This window comes from Nocardioides sp. Z38_18 (assembly GCF_058215695.1).
In genome coordinates this window covers 1,109,421-1,125,645 of record NZ_JBZAJE010000001.1, presented here as the reverse complement: position 1 = coordinate 1,125,645, position 16,225 = coordinate 1,109,421, and the positions used below count along the sequence as shown (strand labels likewise).

Annotated in this window: 19 protein-coding genes; 4 read left to right on the top strand and 15 right to left on the bottom strand. The window is 70.0% G+C overall.

Annotated features, from left to right (window positions below; translation table 11 throughout):
* Positions 1-26 precede the first annotated feature (26 nt).
* Positions 27-959, top strand: coding sequence for an NADP-dependent oxidoreductase (locus AC4BGC_RS05320; RefSeq protein WP_490554668.1), 933 nt, complete (start codon positions 27-29; stop codon positions 957-959).
* Here the strand turns inward: AC4BGC_RS05320 and rdgB are convergent.
* The 13 genes from rdgB to clpS form a co-directional block, all read right to left on the bottom strand.
* Positions 949-1,629, bottom strand: coding sequence for an RdgB/HAM1 family non-canonical purine NTP pyrophosphatase (gene rdgB / locus AC4BGC_RS05315; RefSeq protein ID WP_490554667.1), 681 nt, complete (start codon positions 1,627-1,629; stop codon positions 949-951). The two genes, AC4BGC_RS05320 and rdgB, sit on opposite strands and share 11 nt — an antisense overlap.
* On the bottom strand, positions 1,622-2,353 hold the full coding sequence (gene rph / locus AC4BGC_RS05310; RefSeq protein WP_490554666.1) for a ribonuclease PH: 732 nt from the start codon (positions 2,351-2,353) through the stop codon (positions 1,622-1,624). The genes rdgB and rph overlap by 8 nt, the downstream gene beginning before the upstream one ends.
* A 43-nt stretch (positions 2,354-2,396) precedes the next feature.
* A complete protein-coding gene (locus tag AC4BGC_RS05305; RefSeq protein ID WP_490554665.1) occupies positions 2,397-3,194 on the bottom strand; it encodes an ABC transporter permease in 798 nt (265 codons plus the stop codon).
* Positions 3,191-4,105 carry an ABC transporter ATP-binding protein gene (locus AC4BGC_RS05300; protein WP_490545485.1) on the bottom strand — a complete coding sequence of 305 codons (915 nt, stop codon included), beginning with the start codon at positions 4,103-4,105 and terminating at the stop codon, positions 3,191-3,193. Before AC4BGC_RS05300 ends, AC4BGC_RS05305 begins: the two co-directional genes overlap by 4 nt.
* Positions 4,106-4,190: 85 nt before the next feature.
* On the bottom strand, positions 4,191-4,967 hold the full coding sequence (locus AC4BGC_RS05295; protein ID WP_490545487.1) for an MBL fold metallo-hydrolase: 777 nt from the start codon (positions 4,965-4,967) through the stop codon (positions 4,191-4,193).
* A gap of 40 nt (positions 4,968-5,007) precedes the next feature.
* Positions 5,008-5,838, bottom strand: coding sequence for a glutamate racemase (murI, locus tag AC4BGC_RS05290; protein WP_490545489.1), 831 nt, complete (start codon positions 5,836-5,838; stop codon positions 5,008-5,010).
* Between the two features lie 69 nt (positions 5,839-5,907).
* Positions 5,908-6,300, bottom strand: a complete 393-nt coding sequence (locus AC4BGC_RS05285) for a hypothetical protein (protein ID WP_490554664.1) — start codon at positions 6,298-6,300, stop codon at positions 5,908-5,910.
* Between the two features lies 1 nt (position 6,301).
* Complete coding sequence (locus AC4BGC_RS05280) at positions 6,302-6,661, bottom strand: hypothetical protein (RefSeq protein WP_490545492.1); 360 nt, start codon at positions 6,659-6,661, stop codon at positions 6,302-6,304.
* Entirely contained in the window at positions 6,658-7,605 is a 948-nt protein-coding gene (locus tag AC4BGC_RS05275; RefSeq protein WP_490545494.1) for a PLP-dependent cysteine synthase family protein, read from the bottom strand. The genes AC4BGC_RS05280 and AC4BGC_RS05275 overlap by 4 nt, the downstream gene beginning before the upstream one ends.
* Before the next feature lie 6 nt (positions 7,606-7,611).
* Positions 7,612-7,905 carry a MoaD/ThiS family protein gene (locus tag AC4BGC_RS05270; protein WP_490545496.1) on the bottom strand — a complete coding sequence of 98 codons (294 nt, stop codon included), beginning with the start codon at positions 7,903-7,905 and terminating at the stop codon, positions 7,612-7,614.
* Positions 7,906-7,946: 41 nt separating this feature from the next.
* A complete protein-coding gene (locus AC4BGC_RS05265) occupies positions 7,947-8,396 on the bottom strand; it encodes a M67 family metallopeptidase (RefSeq protein ID WP_490545497.1) in 450 nt (149 codons plus the stop codon).
* A 53-nt stretch (positions 8,397-8,449) separates the two neighbouring features.
* Complete coding sequence (locus AC4BGC_RS05260) at positions 8,450-9,028, bottom strand: DUF2017 domain-containing protein (protein ID WP_490545499.1); 579 nt, start codon at positions 9,026-9,028, stop codon at positions 8,450-8,452.
* The gene (gene clpS, locus AC4BGC_RS05255) at positions 9,025-9,321 is read right to left on the bottom strand and encodes an ATP-dependent Clp protease adapter ClpS (RefSeq protein ID WP_490545501.1); all 297 of its coding nucleotides are present in this window, start codon (positions 9,319-9,321) and stop codon (positions 9,025-9,027) included. The genes AC4BGC_RS05260 and clpS overlap by 4 nt, the downstream gene beginning before the upstream one ends.
* A gap of 36 nt (positions 9,322-9,357) precedes the next feature.
* Here clpS and AC4BGC_RS05250 point away from each other — a divergent pair, with 36 nt between their 5' ends.
* The 3 genes from AC4BGC_RS05250 (at position 9,358) to AC4BGC_RS05240 (ending at position 13,521) form a co-directional block, all read left to right on the top strand.
* The gene (locus AC4BGC_RS05250; protein ID WP_490545503.1) at positions 9,358-10,668 is read left to right on the top strand and encodes a nicotinate phosphoribosyltransferase; all 1,311 of its coding nucleotides are present in this window, start codon (positions 9,358-9,360) and stop codon (positions 10,666-10,668) included.
* Positions 10,669-10,716: 48 nt separating this feature from the next.
* Positions 10,717-11,292, top strand: a complete 576-nt coding sequence (locus tag AC4BGC_RS05245; RefSeq protein ID WP_490554663.1) for a nicotinamidase — start codon at positions 10,717-10,719, stop codon at positions 11,290-11,292.
* 774 nt (positions 11,293-12,066) lie between these two features.
* Positions 12,067-13,521: an HNH endonuclease signature motif containing protein gene (locus AC4BGC_RS05240; protein ID WP_490554662.1), complete on the top strand. Its 1,455-nt coding sequence runs from the start codon at positions 12,067-12,069 to the stop codon at positions 13,519-13,521.
* A 379-nt stretch (positions 13,522-13,900) separates the two neighbouring features.
* On the opposite strand, the gene AC4BGC_RS05235 is transcribed toward AC4BGC_RS05240, so the two are convergent.
* Positions 13,901-14,671 carry an enoyl-CoA hydratase gene (locus tag AC4BGC_RS05235; RefSeq protein ID WP_490545509.1) on the bottom strand — a complete coding sequence of 257 codons (771 nt, stop codon included), beginning with the start codon at positions 14,669-14,671 and terminating at the stop codon, positions 13,901-13,903.
* Positions 14,668-16,203, bottom strand: a complete 1,536-nt coding sequence (locus AC4BGC_RS05230) for an acyl-CoA synthetase (RefSeq protein WP_490554661.1) — start codon at positions 16,201-16,203, stop codon at positions 14,668-14,670. The genes AC4BGC_RS05235 and AC4BGC_RS05230 overlap by 4 nt, the downstream gene beginning before the upstream one ends.
* Positions 16,204-16,225 lie beyond the last annotated feature (22 nt).

Genomic DNA, 16,225 nt, shown 5'->3' with positions numbered 1-16,225 from the left:
AACGTCCGACGACGAGAGGCAACCGCATGCGCGCAGCGACCTACGACCAGTACGGCGACCCAGACGTCCTCCAGGTGCGCGAGGTCGACGACCCGCCCGTCGGTCCGGACACCGTGCTCGTCCGGGCGAAGGCCACCAGCCTGAACCCGGTGGACAGCCTGATCCGCCAGGGCAGCCTCAGCGGCGCCTACCCCCACCACTTCCCGATCATCCCCGGCTGGGACCTCTCCGGCGTGGTCGAGGCCGTCGGGCCCGCGGTCCGCACCGGCCTCAAGGTCGGCGACGAGGTCTTCGGCTACATCCGGCGCGACGACGTCTGCTTCGGGACCACCGCCGAGCTGGTGCCTGCTCCCGAGCGGACGGTGGCGCTCAAGCCCGCCTCGATCAGCCTCGAGGAGGCGGCCGGGCTGCCGCTCGCGGGGATGACCGCCTACCAGTGCCTGGTCGAGGAGCTCCAGGTCACCCAGGGTGACCGGGTGCTGATCCATGCCGCCTCCGGCGGGGTCGGCCACCTCGCGGTCCAGATCGCGAAGTCGCTGGGCGCCACCGTGATCGCCACCGGCAGCCCCGGCTCGCACGACTGGCTGCGCGGGCTCGGCGCCGACGAAGTGCTCGACTACTCCGCCGGGACGATCAGCGAGCAGCTGGACTCGGTCGGCGGGAAGGCGGACGCGGTCGTCGACCTGATCGGCGGCGAGGCGCTCCAGGACGCCCCCAACCAGGTCCGCAGCGGCACCCGCATCGTCTCGGTCGTGGACCCGGAGACCGTGCTCGGCCTGGGCGGCCACTACGTCTTCGTCCGGCCCGACCGGGCGAACCTGAACGCTCTCGTCGACCTGGTCGACTCCGGGGCGCTCACGCTCAGCGTCGCGAAGACCTTCACGCTGGACCAGATCGTCGAGGCGCACCAGTTCCTCGCCGACGGTCACCCGCGCGGGAAGATCCTCGTCACGATCTGAGCGTGCCGGTCACCAGCTCGGCCACCACCGGGGCGATCGCCCGCAGGGCGTGACCCCGGTGGCTGATCCGGTCCTTCTCCGCGGCCGACAGCTCGGCCGAGGTGAGGGCACCGTCCTGCTCGTCGGGGACGAAGAGCACGTCGTAGCCGAACCCGCCGTCGCCGCGCAGCTCCCGGATCACCCGGCCACCCATCTCCCCCGCGGTCACCTTCTGGGACCCGTCGGGGTGGCAGAAGGCCACGGCACACCGGAACTGCGCCCCGCGCCGTTCGTCGGGCACGTCGGCCAGCTGGTCGAGCAGCAGGACGTTGTTGCGGTGGTCGTCCTTGGGCACCCCTGACCAGCGCGCGGACAGGACACCGGGCATCCCGTTGAGTGCGTCCACGCACAGGCCGCTGTCGTCGGCCAGCGACGGCAGCCCGGTCGCGCGGACACCGGCCCGCGCCTTGAGCAGGGCGTTGCCCTCGAAGGTGGGCTGGTCCTCCACCGGCTCGTCGTACGCCGCCACGTCGTCGAGCCCGAGCACCTCGATGCCGGGACCGCCCTGGGCACCGAGCACCTCGCCCAGGATCCGGCGCAGCTCCTCGATCTTCTTGGTGTTGCGCGAGGCCAGGAAGACCTGGGGGGTCTCGGCAGGCTCGACCACCACCTCCGGTGCTGGCTCAGCCATCGTTCGCCAGCGCCTCCTGCTGGATCCTGGTCAGGTCGACACAGCCCTTCTCGGCAAGGGAGAGCAGCGCGTCGAGCTCCGAGCGGTCGAACGCGACGCCCTCGGCGGTGCCCTGCACCTCGACGAACTTTCCGTCCCCGGTCATCACGACGTTCATGTCGGTCTCTGCGCGCACGTCCTCCTCATAGGGCAGGTCGAGCCTGGGGACCCCGTCGATGATGCCGACCGAGATCGCCGCGACAGAACCCATCAGGGGCTCGCCGGCGAGGGCGCCGTTGGCCTTGAGGTGCGCGACCGCGTCGGCCAGCGCCACGTAGGCGCCGGTGATCGCAGCCGTGCGGGTGCCGCCATCGGCCTGGAGCACGTCGCAGTCGAGCACGATCGTGTTCTCGCCGAGCGCCTTGTAGTCGATCACCGAGCGCAGCGACCGCCCGATCAGCCGGGAGATCTCGTGGGTGCGCCCGCCGATGCGGCCCTTGACCGACTCGCGGTCCGAGCGAGTGTTGGTCGCCGAAGGGAGCATGGCGTACTCCGCGGTGACCCAGCCCAGGCCGGATCCCTTGCGCCAGCGCGGCACCCCCTCGGAGGCGGACGCGGCGCACAGCACGCGGGTGCGGCCGAACTCCACCAGCACCGACCCGGCCGGGTGGTCCTGCCAGTGGCGGGTGATCTTGACCGGGCGGAGCTCGTCGTCGGCGCGGCCGTCAGCGCGTGAGGAAGTCATGCGCCCGACCCTACCGACGTCGGGAGGGCGACGACGACAGCGGTTACTTGACCTCGGCGCGCAGGATCCGCCACACGCCCAGGCCGAGCGGGAGGACGAACCAGATGAGTCCGGAGACCACGAAGTGCGCCCAGTCCTGACCCTGCATGTCGCCCTCCAGCAGCGGCACCTGGGCACTGGTGAAGTCGATCCAGGGCTGCAGGTCGGCGAACCAGCCGAGGAACGCCGAAGCGATCGCGAAGATCGACGGGAGGATGAACGCGTACGCGAAGTACACGACGATGGCGATGGCGGTGTTGAGGAACAGCGCCGCGAACGCGAAACCGGTCAGCATCGCGATCCCCTGGGAGGCCAGGAACCCCAGGAAGGGCACGAAGCCGAAGCTCCAGTCGGAGGAGCCCTCGAGGGCGGCGTACAGCAGGTTGGCCACCAACGCGGCCGCGATGGCGACCAGCGCCACGGCGGCGGCGAGCAGCAGGCCCGCCACCATCTTCGCCCCGACCACCCGTCCCCGGTTTGGCTCCAGGGTGAACGTCACCATCGCGGTGCGCTGCGTCCACTCACTGGTGACCAGGAGGATGCCCAGGACCGGCAGCAGGAACGAGGAGGTGTAGACGGTCGTGGACACGAAGTCGGACAGCGAGGTCATCACGTCCTGCCTCACCACGACGATGAGGACCACCACCATCACCAGGGTGGTGAGCCCTGCGGTGATCCCGAGCAGCCACTGGCCGGCCCGGGTGTCGTAGCTCTTGCGCAGCTCCACCCTGGTGAGGGTGGCGAAGCTCGTCCGGGGGGTGCCCGAGATGTCGATGGTCTTCACGGGCGTGGCGGTGCTCATACCTGCGCTCCTTCGGAGGTGATGGTCTCTCGGGCGTCCGCGGAGGTGAGCTGCAGGAACATCTCCTCGAGCCCCGCCCCCTCGGCGCGCTTGAGCTCGGTCAGGACCACTCCACCGGCAGCGGCGGCGCGGCCGACGTCCACGGGCTCGCACTCGGCCCGGAAGCCGCCGTCCCCCGAGGGCAGCGCGGTGATGTTCGCGGCCTGCAGAGCACGTTGCAGCGCGGCCGGGTCCTCCGGCTTCACGTAGGTGCCGGCGGTGTTCAACAGCTGGTCCTTGGTGCCCTGCGCCACGATCTTGCCGCGGCCGATCAGCACCATCTCGTCGGCGATCATCTCCACCTCGTGCAAGAGGTGGGAGGACAGCAGGACGGTTCCGCCCTGGCCCGCGAAGTGCCGGAGCAGGCCTCGCATCCAGTGGATGCCGGCGGGGTCGAGGCCGTTCACGGGCTCGTCGAGGATCAGGACCGACGGGTCCCCCATCAGGGCGTTGGCGATGCCGAGGCGCTGGCGCATCCCGAGCGAGTAGTTGCGCACCCGGCGCTTGGCCTCGGAGCCGGAGAGGCCGACCAGCGCCAGCATCTCCTCGACGCGCTTCTTGCCCATGCCCATCGTGTCGGCCGAGATCCGGAGCACCTCGCGGCCGGTGCGGCCGCCGTGCTGGGCGGAGGCGTCGAGCAGCACGCCGACATGGCGTGAGGGGTTGGGGATGTCGGCGAACCGGTGCCCGCCGATGAACGTCTCCCCGCTGTCCTGCAGGGTCAGCCCGACCATGATCCGCATGCTGGTGGACTTCCCGGCGCCGTTGGGTCCGAGGAACCCGGTGACCTTCCCTGACTTGGCGACGAAGGAGACGTCATCGACCGCCGTGAACTGGCCGTAGCGTTTCGTCACGTTTTCAAGCGAGATCATGGGCCCCACTATGCCGAACGGCGGCAATGATCCGGCGGCCCGACTCGCCTGGGCCCGTCACCCGACGTAGGTCACACGTCGTAGGTCACACGTCGTAGGTCACACCGGGCATCGCGAGCTCCACGGGGCCGTCGTAGGTCCCGACTGCCTCGGCGAGCACCTTCTGCGGGTCGTGCCACGGCGGGATGTGGGTGAGCACGAGCCGGCGGGCCGCCGAGACCGTCGCCGTCCGGCCGGCCTCGGCCCCCGTGAGGTGCAGGTCGGGCGGGTTCGGGGCGCCCTCCATGAACGACGCCTCGCACAGGAACAGGTCGGCCTCGCGGGCCGTGTCCTCGAGCCCGTGGCAGCTGCCGCTGTCACCGGAGTAGGCCAGCACGCGTCCGTTGGCCTCCACCCGCAGTGCGTACGCCGTGACCGGGTGCACCACTCGTCGCACGGTGACGGTGAACGGTCCGTACTGCACCGAGTCGGGGGTGTAGTCGATGAAGTCGAACTCCTCCCTCATCCCGGGGTCCTCGTCGAGGTCGTAGGCCTTGGCCATCCGCAGCGCCGTGTCGGCCGGACCCCAGACCGGGATCCGCGGCAGGGCACCGTCGGGGTGGTACTTGCGCATCACGTAGTAGCCGCACAGGTCGAGGCAGTGGTCGGCGTGCAGGTGGGAGAGGAACACGCCGTCGATGGCGGTCGCGTCGGCATACCGCTGCAGGGAACCCAGGGCGCCGTTCCCGAGGTCGAGGAGGATCCGCCAGGTGCGTCCGTCGAGCTCGGCCTCCAGCAGGTAGCAGCTCGCCGAGGACTGCGGTCCGGGGTAGGACCCGGAGTTGCCGATCACGGTCAGTCGCATGCTGGGTCCCGAGTCCATGGGGTGTCACGTCCCCTTCGGTGAGGAGCGGTCCCGCTGATCATCGCGCCCCCACGGCCGTGACGCCACCCGCGAACTGGCTGACGCTCTCGAGCTCGGGCCCCAGGAAACGACGTCCGGTGGTCTCGAACTCCTCGGGCTGGCCGGTGGTCAGGAACCGGTGCCGGGGCGGGTGGCTCTCCCCGTCGGCCGGGGAGCGCTCGATCCCGTGACGCACCAGCATCCGGTAGACGTCCTTGCCGCACTCCTCGGCGCTGCTGACCAGGGTGACCCCGTCGCCCATCACCATGGAGATCACGCCGGTGAGGAGCGGGTAGTGGGTGCACCCGAGGATCACGGTGTCCACCTCGGCAGCGAGCAGCGGGTCGAGGTACTCGTGGGCGGCCGCGAGCAGCTCGGGCCCGCTGGTGATGCCCTGCTCGACGAAGTCCACGAACCGGGGACAGGCCTGGGTCGTCAGGGTCACCTGGGGGGCCGCGGCGAACGCGTCGTCGTAGGCCAGCGACTCGGCGGTGGCCCGGGTGCAGATCACCCCGATGCGGCCACTGCGGGTGGCCGCGACCGCGCGGCGGGTCGCAGGCAGGATCACCTCGACCACGGGCACGTCGTAGCGCTCCCGGGCATCGCGCAGCATGGCGGCGCTGGCGGAGTTGCACGCGATCACCAGCGCCTTGACGCCCTCGGCGACGAGGTGGTCGAGACACTCGAGGGCGTACTCGCGCACCTCGGGGATCGGCTTGGGTCCGTAGGGCTGGCGTGCGGTGTCACCGAGGTAGACCACCGCCTCGTGGGGCAGCTGGTCCATCACGGCGCGAGCGACGGTGAGCCCACCGAAGCCCGAGTCGAAGATGCCGATCGGTGCGTCAGTCACAAGGAGCAAGGCTAGTGCGCAACGCCGACGATGAGGTGGTTAAGCGACTCAGGTCACCTGTTCGCAGGCTCACGCACGCGCGCGGCGTCCGCGCAGCAACCACCACAGGCCGACCACCGGGAGGACCAGGGGCACGTAGCCGTAGCCGGCGCCGAAGTCCGACCAGACGGTGCTGTCCTGGTAGTCGGCCGCGAACAGCTCGCTGGTCAGCCCCACGGCCAGGACGCCGACGAGCTCGATGCCGACGGTCACCAGGCCCAGCGCGCGGCGGCCGGTGGCCAGCGCGAACGTGGCCACCAGGTAGACCACGGCGGCGAACGCGCTCAGGCTGTAGGCCAGCGGCGCCTCCGAGGCCTGGGTGGTGAGCTGGAGGGTGGAGCGCCCGGTCGCGGCGAGCGCGAACACGCCGTACACGAAGACCAGGACCCGGCCGAAACCGGTGCTGGTGCTCCCGTGGGCCACCTCAGGCACCGAGGGCCCAGACGTCCGCGAGCCGGATGAACATGAACGGCACCACCAGCACTGCGACCAGCAGCACTGCGGTCCCACCGCGCGACTGCTCGCCGGAGGACCAGATGACACCCGCGGGGACGATCAGCAGCGAGCCGACCAGGTAGCCGACGTACTCCCACACCGAGACGCCGCTCGGGGCGCCGGCGACCTTGACGATGCCGAGCACCAGGTGGACGACGAGGAGCACCTCGATGCCGAGCATCACGTTGAGCAGCCAGCGCTCCGGCGTGCGGTCGCGGATGATGAGGACCACGATCCACAGCGCGCTGAGCAGGCACGCCGCGGTGATCACCCCCTGGATCACCGTCACGCCCAGAGCTGCCCTTCGAGCTTCTCCTCGGCCTCGTCGACCGTGCCCTCGTAGGCACCGGTGGACAGGTACTTCCAGCCGCCGTCGCAGACCACGAACACGATCTCGGCCGACTCCCCCGCCTTGACGGCCTTGGCCGCCTGGCCGAGCGCGGCGTGCAGGATCGCGCCGGTGGAGATGCCGGCGAAGATGCCCTCGGCCTCGAGCAGCTCCCGGACGCGGCGTACGGCGTCACGTGGACCCACCGAGAACCGCGAGTCGATCAGTGACTCGTCGTACAGCTCGGGCACGAAGCCCTCGTCCATGTTGCGCAACCCGTAGACGAGCTCGCCGTAGCGGGGCTCCGCGGCCACGATCTTCACGCCGGGCTTGTGCGCCCGGAAGAACCGGCTGACGCCCATCAGCGTGCCGGTGGTGCCGAGCCCGCCGACGAAGTGGGTGACCTCGGGCAGGTCGGCGAGGATCTCGGGGCCGGTGCCCTCCTCGTGGGAGAGCGCGTTGGCCTCGTTGCCGTACTGGTAGAGCATCACCCAGTCGGGGTGCTCCTCAGCGATGCCCTTGGCCTTGCGGACCGCCTCGTTGGAGCCGCCCGCGGCCGGCGAGGACACGATCTCCGCGCCCCACATGCGCAGCAGCTGGCGGCGCTCCTGCGAGGTGTTCTCCGGCATCACGCAGACAAGGCGGTAGCCCTTGAGCTTCGCGGCCATCGCCAGCGAGATGCCGGTGTTGCCGCTCGTCGGCTCGAGGATCGTGCAGCCGGGACGCAGCGTGCCGTCCTTCTCGGCCTGCTCGATCATCCGCAGGGCCGGGCGGTCCTTGATCGAGCCGGTCGGGTTGCGGTCCTCGAGCTTGGCCCACAGCCGCACGTCCGGGGACGGGGACAGCTTCGGCAGCCCGACCAGCGGGGTGCCGCCGACCGAGTCGAGGAGGCTGTCGAAACGCACCGGGACTCAGGCGGCGCTGCCGCCGGCGACGGCCGGGAGCACCACGACCTGGTCACCGTCGGAGAGCGCGGTCTCGAGGCCGCCGGTGAACCGGACGTCCTCGTCGTTGACGTAGAGGTTGACGAAGCGGCGCAGGTCGCCCCGGCCGTCCTTGTCCTCGATCAGCCGGTCCTTGAGACCGGGGTGCTTGGCCTCGAGGTCGTCGATCAACTCGATCAGCGTGGCGCCCGAAGCATCGACCGACTTCTCGCCTCCTGTGTAGGTGCGCAGGATGGTCGGGATGCGGACCTCGATGGCCATGGGTGCTACTCGCTCTCAGTCGTGGTTCAGCGTCGTGTGGTTCAGCTGCTGGTCGACGGCTCGTCGGCGGGGGTGTCGGTCACGCGGACCTCTTCCTCGGTGACGACGCCGTCGATGATCCTGTAGGACCTGAACTCCACAGGCCCGTCACTATTCCCGTCCTCGCGTGTGCTGACCAGCACATAGTGGGCGCCGGGCTCGCTCGCGAGGTCGATGTCGGTGCGGCTCGGGTAGGCCTCGGTGGCGGTGTGCGAGTGGTAGATCACCACCGGCTCCTCGTCCTGGTCCCACATCTGCTTGTAGAGCGCGAGCAGCTCACCGGAGTCGAACTCGTAGAACGTGGGCGAGCTCGCGGCGTTGGTCATCTCGACGATGCGCACCGCGCGGTCGCTGCCCTCGGGGCCGGCGACGATCCCGCACGCCTCGTCGGGGTGGTCCCGCCTGGCGTGCGCGACGATCGCGTCATGGATGGCACGGGAGATCTGCAGCACCGGGCCAGCCTACGTTCACCGCGGCGCGCGGCTCCCCCCGGATCAAGGTCCGGTCAGCGCAGCGAGTGGACCAGGGTCTCCTGCAGGTAGCCGAGCCAGTCGTAGATGTCGTGGACCTGGGCGCGGGGGTCGTCGTCGGGCAGCGAGTGCCAGTACTCCTCGTCACCCTCCTCGACCCCGAGGCGCGTGCCGATCGCGAGGCGCATGTCGGTGAAGGACTTCATCCAGGTCATCGCCTCCCCCTCGTCGAGCTCGACGTCGATGAAGATCCCGTCCTCGGGCTCGCTCGGCAGCCCGGCCTCCTCGAGCGTGTCGATCACCGCGGCGGCCGCGGTCGCCTTGCCGTCGCGCAGCGCGTTCTCGGTGAACCGGCGGAAGTCGCCTGCCGCCTCCTCGTCGTCGGGGTACGCCGTGGGGAAGAACCGGGCCAGCACCGGGTCCTCCGGAGCGGTGGTGGGGCCGGAGAAGTCGAGCAGCTGCTCCAGCGGGTCGCTCTCCACCGGCGCGAGCGCGGACTCGTTGCGCAGCAGCTCGATCAGCTGGGCGGCCAGGGAGCGCAGCAGGTCGGCCTCGAAGACCGTGAACGTGGCCACGCTGGCGCCGCTGCGGCGATGACGCTTGAACCCGCTCACGGGGCGTCGGACCTCTGCATCGTGGCCCACAGGCCGTACTCGTGCATCGCCTGCACGTCGCGCTCCATCGCCTCGCGGGTGCCGGTCGAGACGACCGAGCGCCCGTCCTGGTGGACCTCCATCATCAGCTTCTCCGCCTTCTTCTTGCCGTACCCGAAGTACTTCTGGAAGACGAAGGTGACGTAGGACATCAAATTGACCGGGTCGTTCCACACGATGGTGACCCACGGGGTGTCGAGGTCCGTGACCTCGGCTACCTCGGGCTCATCGAGCTCAACCGGTGAAGTGGACACACGCACATTGTGCACAGCGGTCATTAGGGTGTTCCGGTGCGCACCCCCTCTCGGCCCTCCACGGCCCTGCTCACCGACCACTACGAGCTGACCATGCTCCAGTCGGCGATCGCCTCCGGCGCCGCCCATCGCCGCTCGGTCTTCGAGCTGTTCCCCCGGCGTCTCCCCACCGGCCGCAGGTACGGCGTCGTGGCCGGTGTCGGGCGCGCCCTCGACGCGGTCGAGGACTTCCGGTTCGCCGAATCCGAGATCGACTTCCTGCGCGAGAAGCAGATCGTCGACGAGGCCACGCTGGAGTTCCTCGCCGGCTACCGGTTCACCGGCGACATCTGGGGCTACCCCGAGGGCGAGACCTACTTCCCCTACTCCCCCCTGCTGGTCGTCGAGGCGAGCTTCGCGGAGGCGGTGCTGCTCGAGACCGTGCTGCTCTCGATCTACAACCACGACGCCGCGATCGCCTCCGCCGCCTCGCGGATGACCTGGGCGGCGGGCCCGCGGCCGTGCATCGAGATGGGTTCGCGGCGTACGCACGAGGGTGCTGCGGTCGCGAGTGCCCGGGCGGCGTACATCGCGGGGTTCACGGCCACCTCGAACCTGCGCGCCCACCAGGCGTACGGCGTACCCAGCACCGGCACCAGCGCGCACTCGTTCACGCTGCTGCACGACACCGAGGCCGACGCGTTCCGCGCGCAGGTCGACTCGCTGGGCAGGGGCACGACGCTGCTGGTCGACACCTACGACATCGCCGAGGCGGTCCGTCTCGGTGTCGAGATCGCCGGGCCCGAGCTCGGGGCGGTACGGATCGACTCCGGCGACCTCGGCGTGCTCGCCCAGCGGGTGCGCGACCAGCTCGACGAGCTCGACGCACCGGACACGAAGATCATCGTGACCTCCGACCTCGACGAGTTCGCGATCGCCGGCCTGGCCGCAGCCCCCGTCGACGGGTACGGCGTCGGCACCCAGCTCGTCGTCGGCAGCGGCCACCCCACCTGCGGCTTCGTCTACAAGCTCGTGGCGCGCGAGGACGAGTCGGGCAAGGTCGTCGGGGTGGCGAAGAAGAGCAAGGACAAGATCTCCATCGGGGGGCGCAAGTACGCCCTGCGCCGTCTCTCCCCCGACGGCGTGGCGATGGCGGAGGTGATCGGCATCGGGGGCCCGTCGCACAACGACGGCGACGACCGCTCGCTGCTCGTCCCGCTCGTCCGTGCTGGCGAGGTGGTCGGCCGCGAGTCGCTCGAGGCGTCCCGGGAGCGGCACCTCCGGTCCCGCAACGAGCTGCCGCTGATGGCTCGCCAGCTCTCCAAGGGCGAGCCGGTGATCGAGACGGTCTTCGAGGGCTACGAGTAGCCGGTCCCCTGCTGTCGCGTCCGGCCCGCGATGAGTAGCCTCCCTGTCATGAAGCAGGCACTCATCGTCGTGGACGTGCAGAACGACTTCTGCGAAGGAGGCTCGCTGCCCGTCTCCGGAGGGGCACGGGTCGCGAGCGACATCGCGGAGCTGCTGCACCACTGGACGCGCAAGGACCCCAAGGCGCCGGCGTACGACGTGGTGGTGGCGACCAAGGACCACCACATCGACCCGGGCGCCCACTGGTCGGAGACTCCTGACTTCGTGGATTCGTGGCCGGTGCACTGCGAGGTCGGCACCGACGGCGAGGCGTTCCACCCCAACCTGGACCCCCAGCCGTTCGACGCGGTGTTCCTCAAGGGCGAGCACGAGGCCGCCTACTCCGGCTTCGAGGGCCGCGACGCCGACGGCGCCTCGCTCGCCGAGTGGCTGCGCACCCGCGGCGTCGAGCACGTCGACGTGTGCGGCCTGGCCACCGACCACTGCGTCCGCGCCACCGCCCTCGACGCCGTCGCCAACGGCTTCAGCACCCGCGTCCTCCTGGACCTCTCCGCCGGCGTAGCCCCCGCCTCCACCGAGAAGGCCCTGATCGAGATGCGCGCAGCCGGCGTCCGTTTGTCCTGAGGTTGGCGCCACCCAGGTGGTCGAGCAGCGAGCGAAGCCTTGCGTCGAGCAGCGAGCGTCAGCGAGTGGTCAGTCGAGACGAGCGGACAGTCGAGACCACGCGGGGTGAGCCGGGAGCCAGAGGTACGCCCAGCTGGTGGACCGGGCGTACGCCGCTGCACGCGACCACAAGGTGGTCGAGCAGCGAGCGAAGCGAGTGGATAGTCGAGACCACGCTGGGTGAGCCGGGAAGCTGAAGTACGCCGGCAGAAGGGTCCCCTGCTCGCAGACGTACGCCGGGGCGCGCGACCCCCAAGGTGGTCGAGCAGCGAGCGAAGCGAGCGGACAGTCGAGACCACGCTGGGTGACCCGGGAGCCAGAGGTACGCCGGGGGCGGGCCCGGGGTACGCCGGCGCACGCGACCCCATGGTGGTCGAGCAGCGAGCGGAGCCTTGCGTCGAGCAGCGAGCGTCAGCGAGTGGTCAGTCGAGACGAGTGGATAGTCGAGACCACGCGGGGAAGCCGGAAGGCTGAAGTACGCCGGGTGGTTGGCCCGAGGCCCGCGACCCAGGCGCGCCGGGGGGCAGGCAACCACAAGGTGGTCGAGCAGCGAGCGAAGCGAGCGGATAGTCGAGACCACACCGGGCGAGCCGCGAAGCAGACCCGACCCCGCAAAGAGTCCGCGCCAACCGCAGGACAGCGAGACGAAAAAATTTTCCAACTATTTCCCTGATCCCCCGTGAAACAAGGGGATTCTCGGCGGAAACTGTCAGTGCTCGCTGCTTGGATTGATCCATGACAGCAACCGTCGCGACCAGCATCGAGGAGCTCGACAGCACCTCCGACGTGCTGTCGTTCGCCCGGCAACGGCGCGCCGACGCGGACCGTGCGGAGGCTGATGTCCTGACCGCCGCTGTCCTCTGGGCCGAGCAGCACCCGCCCGAGTCGATCCACGAAGCCGCCACCTGGATCGGCGGCGGCGAGACCGGCCTCCTCCTCGCCGGCCCCGGTGCTCCGCTGGTCGCGGAGTTCGCGATCGCGGAGTTCGCCGCAGCCATGGGGAAGACCACCGACGCCGGCAAAGCACTGATCGCGCACGGCCTGGAGCTGAAGTACCGCCTGCCCAGGCTCTGGGCACGGATCCAGAACGGAGCACTCCCGGTGTGGCGCGCCCGCCGCGTCGCCGAGGCCACCCTCGCCCTGTCGCAGGATGCGGCGAGGTTCGTGGACGCCCAGGTGGCGCCGTTCGCTCACAAGATCGGTTACGCAGCGTTGGAGCGTCTGGTCGCCGAAGCAGTGGACCGGTTCATGCCCGACCTCGCGGTCGAGCGGGCGGAGAAGTCAGCTGACGGTCGGCACGTGACGTTCCACCACGACCAGGTCTCCTTCAACGGCACCACGAGGATCGAGGGTGAGCTCGACCTCGGCGACGCCCTCGACTTCGACGCCGCACTCGCCCAGGGTGCGGAACAGCTCGCGCTGTGCGGAGCCACCGAGTCCCTCGACGTCCGCCGCGCGATGGCCGCCGGTGAGCTCGCCCGCAGGCAGCTCGCCTTCGACCTCCAGACCGACGCGGAGGCGACCCCAGGGCCGTCGAGCAGCGAGCGCCAGCCTTGCGTCGAGCAGCGAGCGTCAGCGAGTGGTCAGTCGAGACGAGTGGTCAGCCGAGACGAGCGGACAGTCGAGACCACACAACGCAAGCCGGGCGTGGCACCCAAGCCCCGCCAGGTGGTCCTCTACGTGCACCTCTCCGAAGCCGCACTCCGCGGCGAGGACGGCCTCCACCTGGCCCGGGTGGAGAACACCCGCACCGGGGTGACTGCGGAACACGTCCGCACCTGGTGCGCTAACCCCGACACAGTGGTGACCGTGAAGCCGGTGATCGACCTCAATGACCACATCGGCGTGAACGCCTACGAGGTCCCGGACCGGCTCGCTGAGCAGACCCAGCTACGCGACCACACCTGCGTGTTCCCGTGGTGCACCCGGCCGGCGCGCAAGTGCGACTCCGAGCATTGCGTGCCACATGACCGTGGCGGCACGACCTGCAGTTGCAATGTGGCGCCGATGTGCCGGAAGCACCATCGGTTGAAGACGCACTCGACCTGGGGCTATATGACGTTGGGGCCCGGGACCTTCTTGTGGACCAGCCCGCACGGGCTCCGGTTCTTGCGGGATGAGCACGGGACGGTTGATGTCACCGCGGACCGGCCGCCGCCACAGCCGGACGCGCCACCGCACTTCTGCTGACTCCGCCCTCTCTGCGTGGCCTGGGTCTGCCTGCGGGCTCACCTGAGTGGTCTCGACTGTCCGCTCACTGCGTTCGCTGCTCGACCACCTAGTGGTCGTGTGCCCCGGCGTACGGATGGATCGGAGTTCGCTATCGGCGTACGTCTGCCTGCTGCCTCACCTGGAGTGGTCTCGGCTGTCCGCTCACTGCGTTCGCTGCTCGACCACCTTGGGGTCGCGTGCCCCGTCGTACGTCCGAGTGCGAGAACTCGTTGCCGTCGTACGTCTGGCTCCCCGGGTCGCCTGTGTGGTCTCGACTTTCCGCTCGTCTCGACTGACCACTCGCTGACGCTCGCTGCTCGACGCAAGGCTGGCGCTCGCTGCTCGACCACCTGGCCTGCTACTCGCCGCGGAAGGTGGGGCGGCGCTTCTCGTTGAAGGCCTTCATGCCTTCGATGACGTCCTGGCTGCGCAGGAGGAGGGACTGGCCGGTGCGTTCGCGGGCGAAGGCGTCCTCGAGGCCGCCGAGGGTGGCGGCGTTGACGGCCTTCTTGGTCGCGGCGAACGCGAGCGGGGCGCCCGTGGCGAGGCGGCGCACGATCTTGTCCAGGGCGGCCGCGTAGTCGTCGTCGGGGAAGACGTGCGAGACCAGGCCGGCCGCGTAGGCCTCCTGGGCCGAGATCACGTCGGAGAGCAGAGCGAGGCGCATCGCGCGGGCCCGGCCCACCGAGGCGGCCACCGTGTACGTCGCGCCGCCGTCCGGCATCAGCCCGATCTTGGAGAACGCCAGCGTCAGGGCGGCAGACTCCGTGGCGACGACCAGGTCGCACGCGAGCGCCACCGACATGCCCACGCCTGCCGCGATCCCGTTCAGCCCGCACACCACGGGCCGGTCGAGCTCGGTGATCGCGCGGATCAGGAGGTTCGCGCCGTCGACCGAGTCGGCGTCGTAGTTGTCCTGCGGGGCATCGCCGCTCAGGTCGGCGCCGGCCGAGAACGCACCGCCCGTCCCGGTGAGCACCACCACCCGGACGTCGTCGCGGGTAGTGACCTCACGCAACCGGGTGATCGTCTCGATCACCATCTCCCCGGTGAACGCGTTGAACTGCTCAGGCCGGTTCAGCCGCAGCCACAAGGCACCGTCCTCGAGGTGGACCTCCACGTCGCTCATGCCGGAGCCGCCTCGGAGTAGCGGTCGCGCAGCTTCTGCTTGACCAGCTTCCCGGTCGGCGTGCGCGGCAGGTCCTCGGTGACGATGAACTCCGCGGGCACCTTGAACCGCGCGATCCGCTCGCGGGCGTACGCCGTCAGCTCGCCGGCCAGGTCGTCCGGAGCGCCCTCGGCGGGCTGCACGAACGCGACCACCCGCTCCCCCATCTCGTCGTCGGGCACGCCGATCACCGCGATGTCCAGCACCGACGGGTGCAGGCTGAACAGGTCCTCGATCTCCTGCGGATAGATGTTCACCCCGCCGCTGATGATCATGAAGGCCTGCCGGTCGGTGAGGAAGAGGTAGCCCTCGTCGTCGAGGTAACCGAGGTCGCCGACCGTGGACCAGCCCGGGTGCTCGGGGTGCTGGGTGGACGCCGTCTTCGCGGGATCGCCGTGGTAGCTGAACGGCATCTCGTCGCGCTCGAAGTAGATCGTGCCGACCTGCCCGGCCTGGACCTCGCGGCCCTCCGCGTCGCAGATCCTCGGCGTGCCGAGCAGCGGCCGGCCCACGGTTCCGGGGTGGGCGAGCCAGTCCTCCGGACCGACGTACGTCGCACCGTTGGCCTCCGTGCTCGCGTAGTACTCGTGCACGATCGGACCCAGCCACTCGATCATCTGCTGCTTGACCTTCACGGGGCACGGCGCCGCCGCGTGCACCACGGTCTTCAGGGTGCTGGTGTCGTAGGAGCTGCGCACGTCCTCGGGCAGCTTCAGCATCCGCACGAACATCGTCGGGACGCACTGGGTGTCGGTCACGCCGTAGCGCTGGACGGCCTCGAGGAAGTTCTCGGCGTCGAAGCGCTGCATCAGTACGACAGTCCCGCCGAGAGCCTGGACCACGCCCGTGTAGCGCAGCGGTGCCGCGTGGTACACCGGCGCCGGCGAGAGGTAGACGGTCTCGGGGCCGTAGGAGAACAGCGCGCCGAAGATCATCACGTAGGGGTAGCCCGGCTCGTCGACCTGGATCGGCAGCAGCGGGATCTTGATTCCCTTGGGCCGCCCGGTGGTGCCCGAGGAGTAGAGGAAGTCGTCGCCGTGCGGTTGGTCGACCAGCGGCTCGGTGCTCGCCCCCGCCAGCGCCTCGTCGTAGGAGGCGTACCCCGCGACCGGTCCACCGAAGGCCAGCCGGACCGGCACGTCGATCTGGCCGGCCATCGCCTCGACCAGCTCGGAGCGGGCGGCGGAGACCACCAGCGCCTTCGCCCCGCAGTCGTTGACGATGTACGCCGCCTCGGCCGGGGCGAGGTGGTGGTTCACCGCGGTGATGTAGAGCCCCGAGCGCAGCGCGGCCCAGTAGACCTCGTAGGCCTGGGGCGCGTTGTCGCTGACCATCGCGATCACGTCCCCGGTCACCAGCCCGGCGTCCGCGAAGACGTGCGCCAGTCGAAGGCTGCGTTCATCCAGCTCGGCGTACGTCGTGACCTGCCCGGTCTCGGCGATGATCAGTGCTGGCTTCTCAGGCGTCTCGCGCGCCCAGGTTCCCGGAAACATGGACTCATCCAAGAGGTTGACA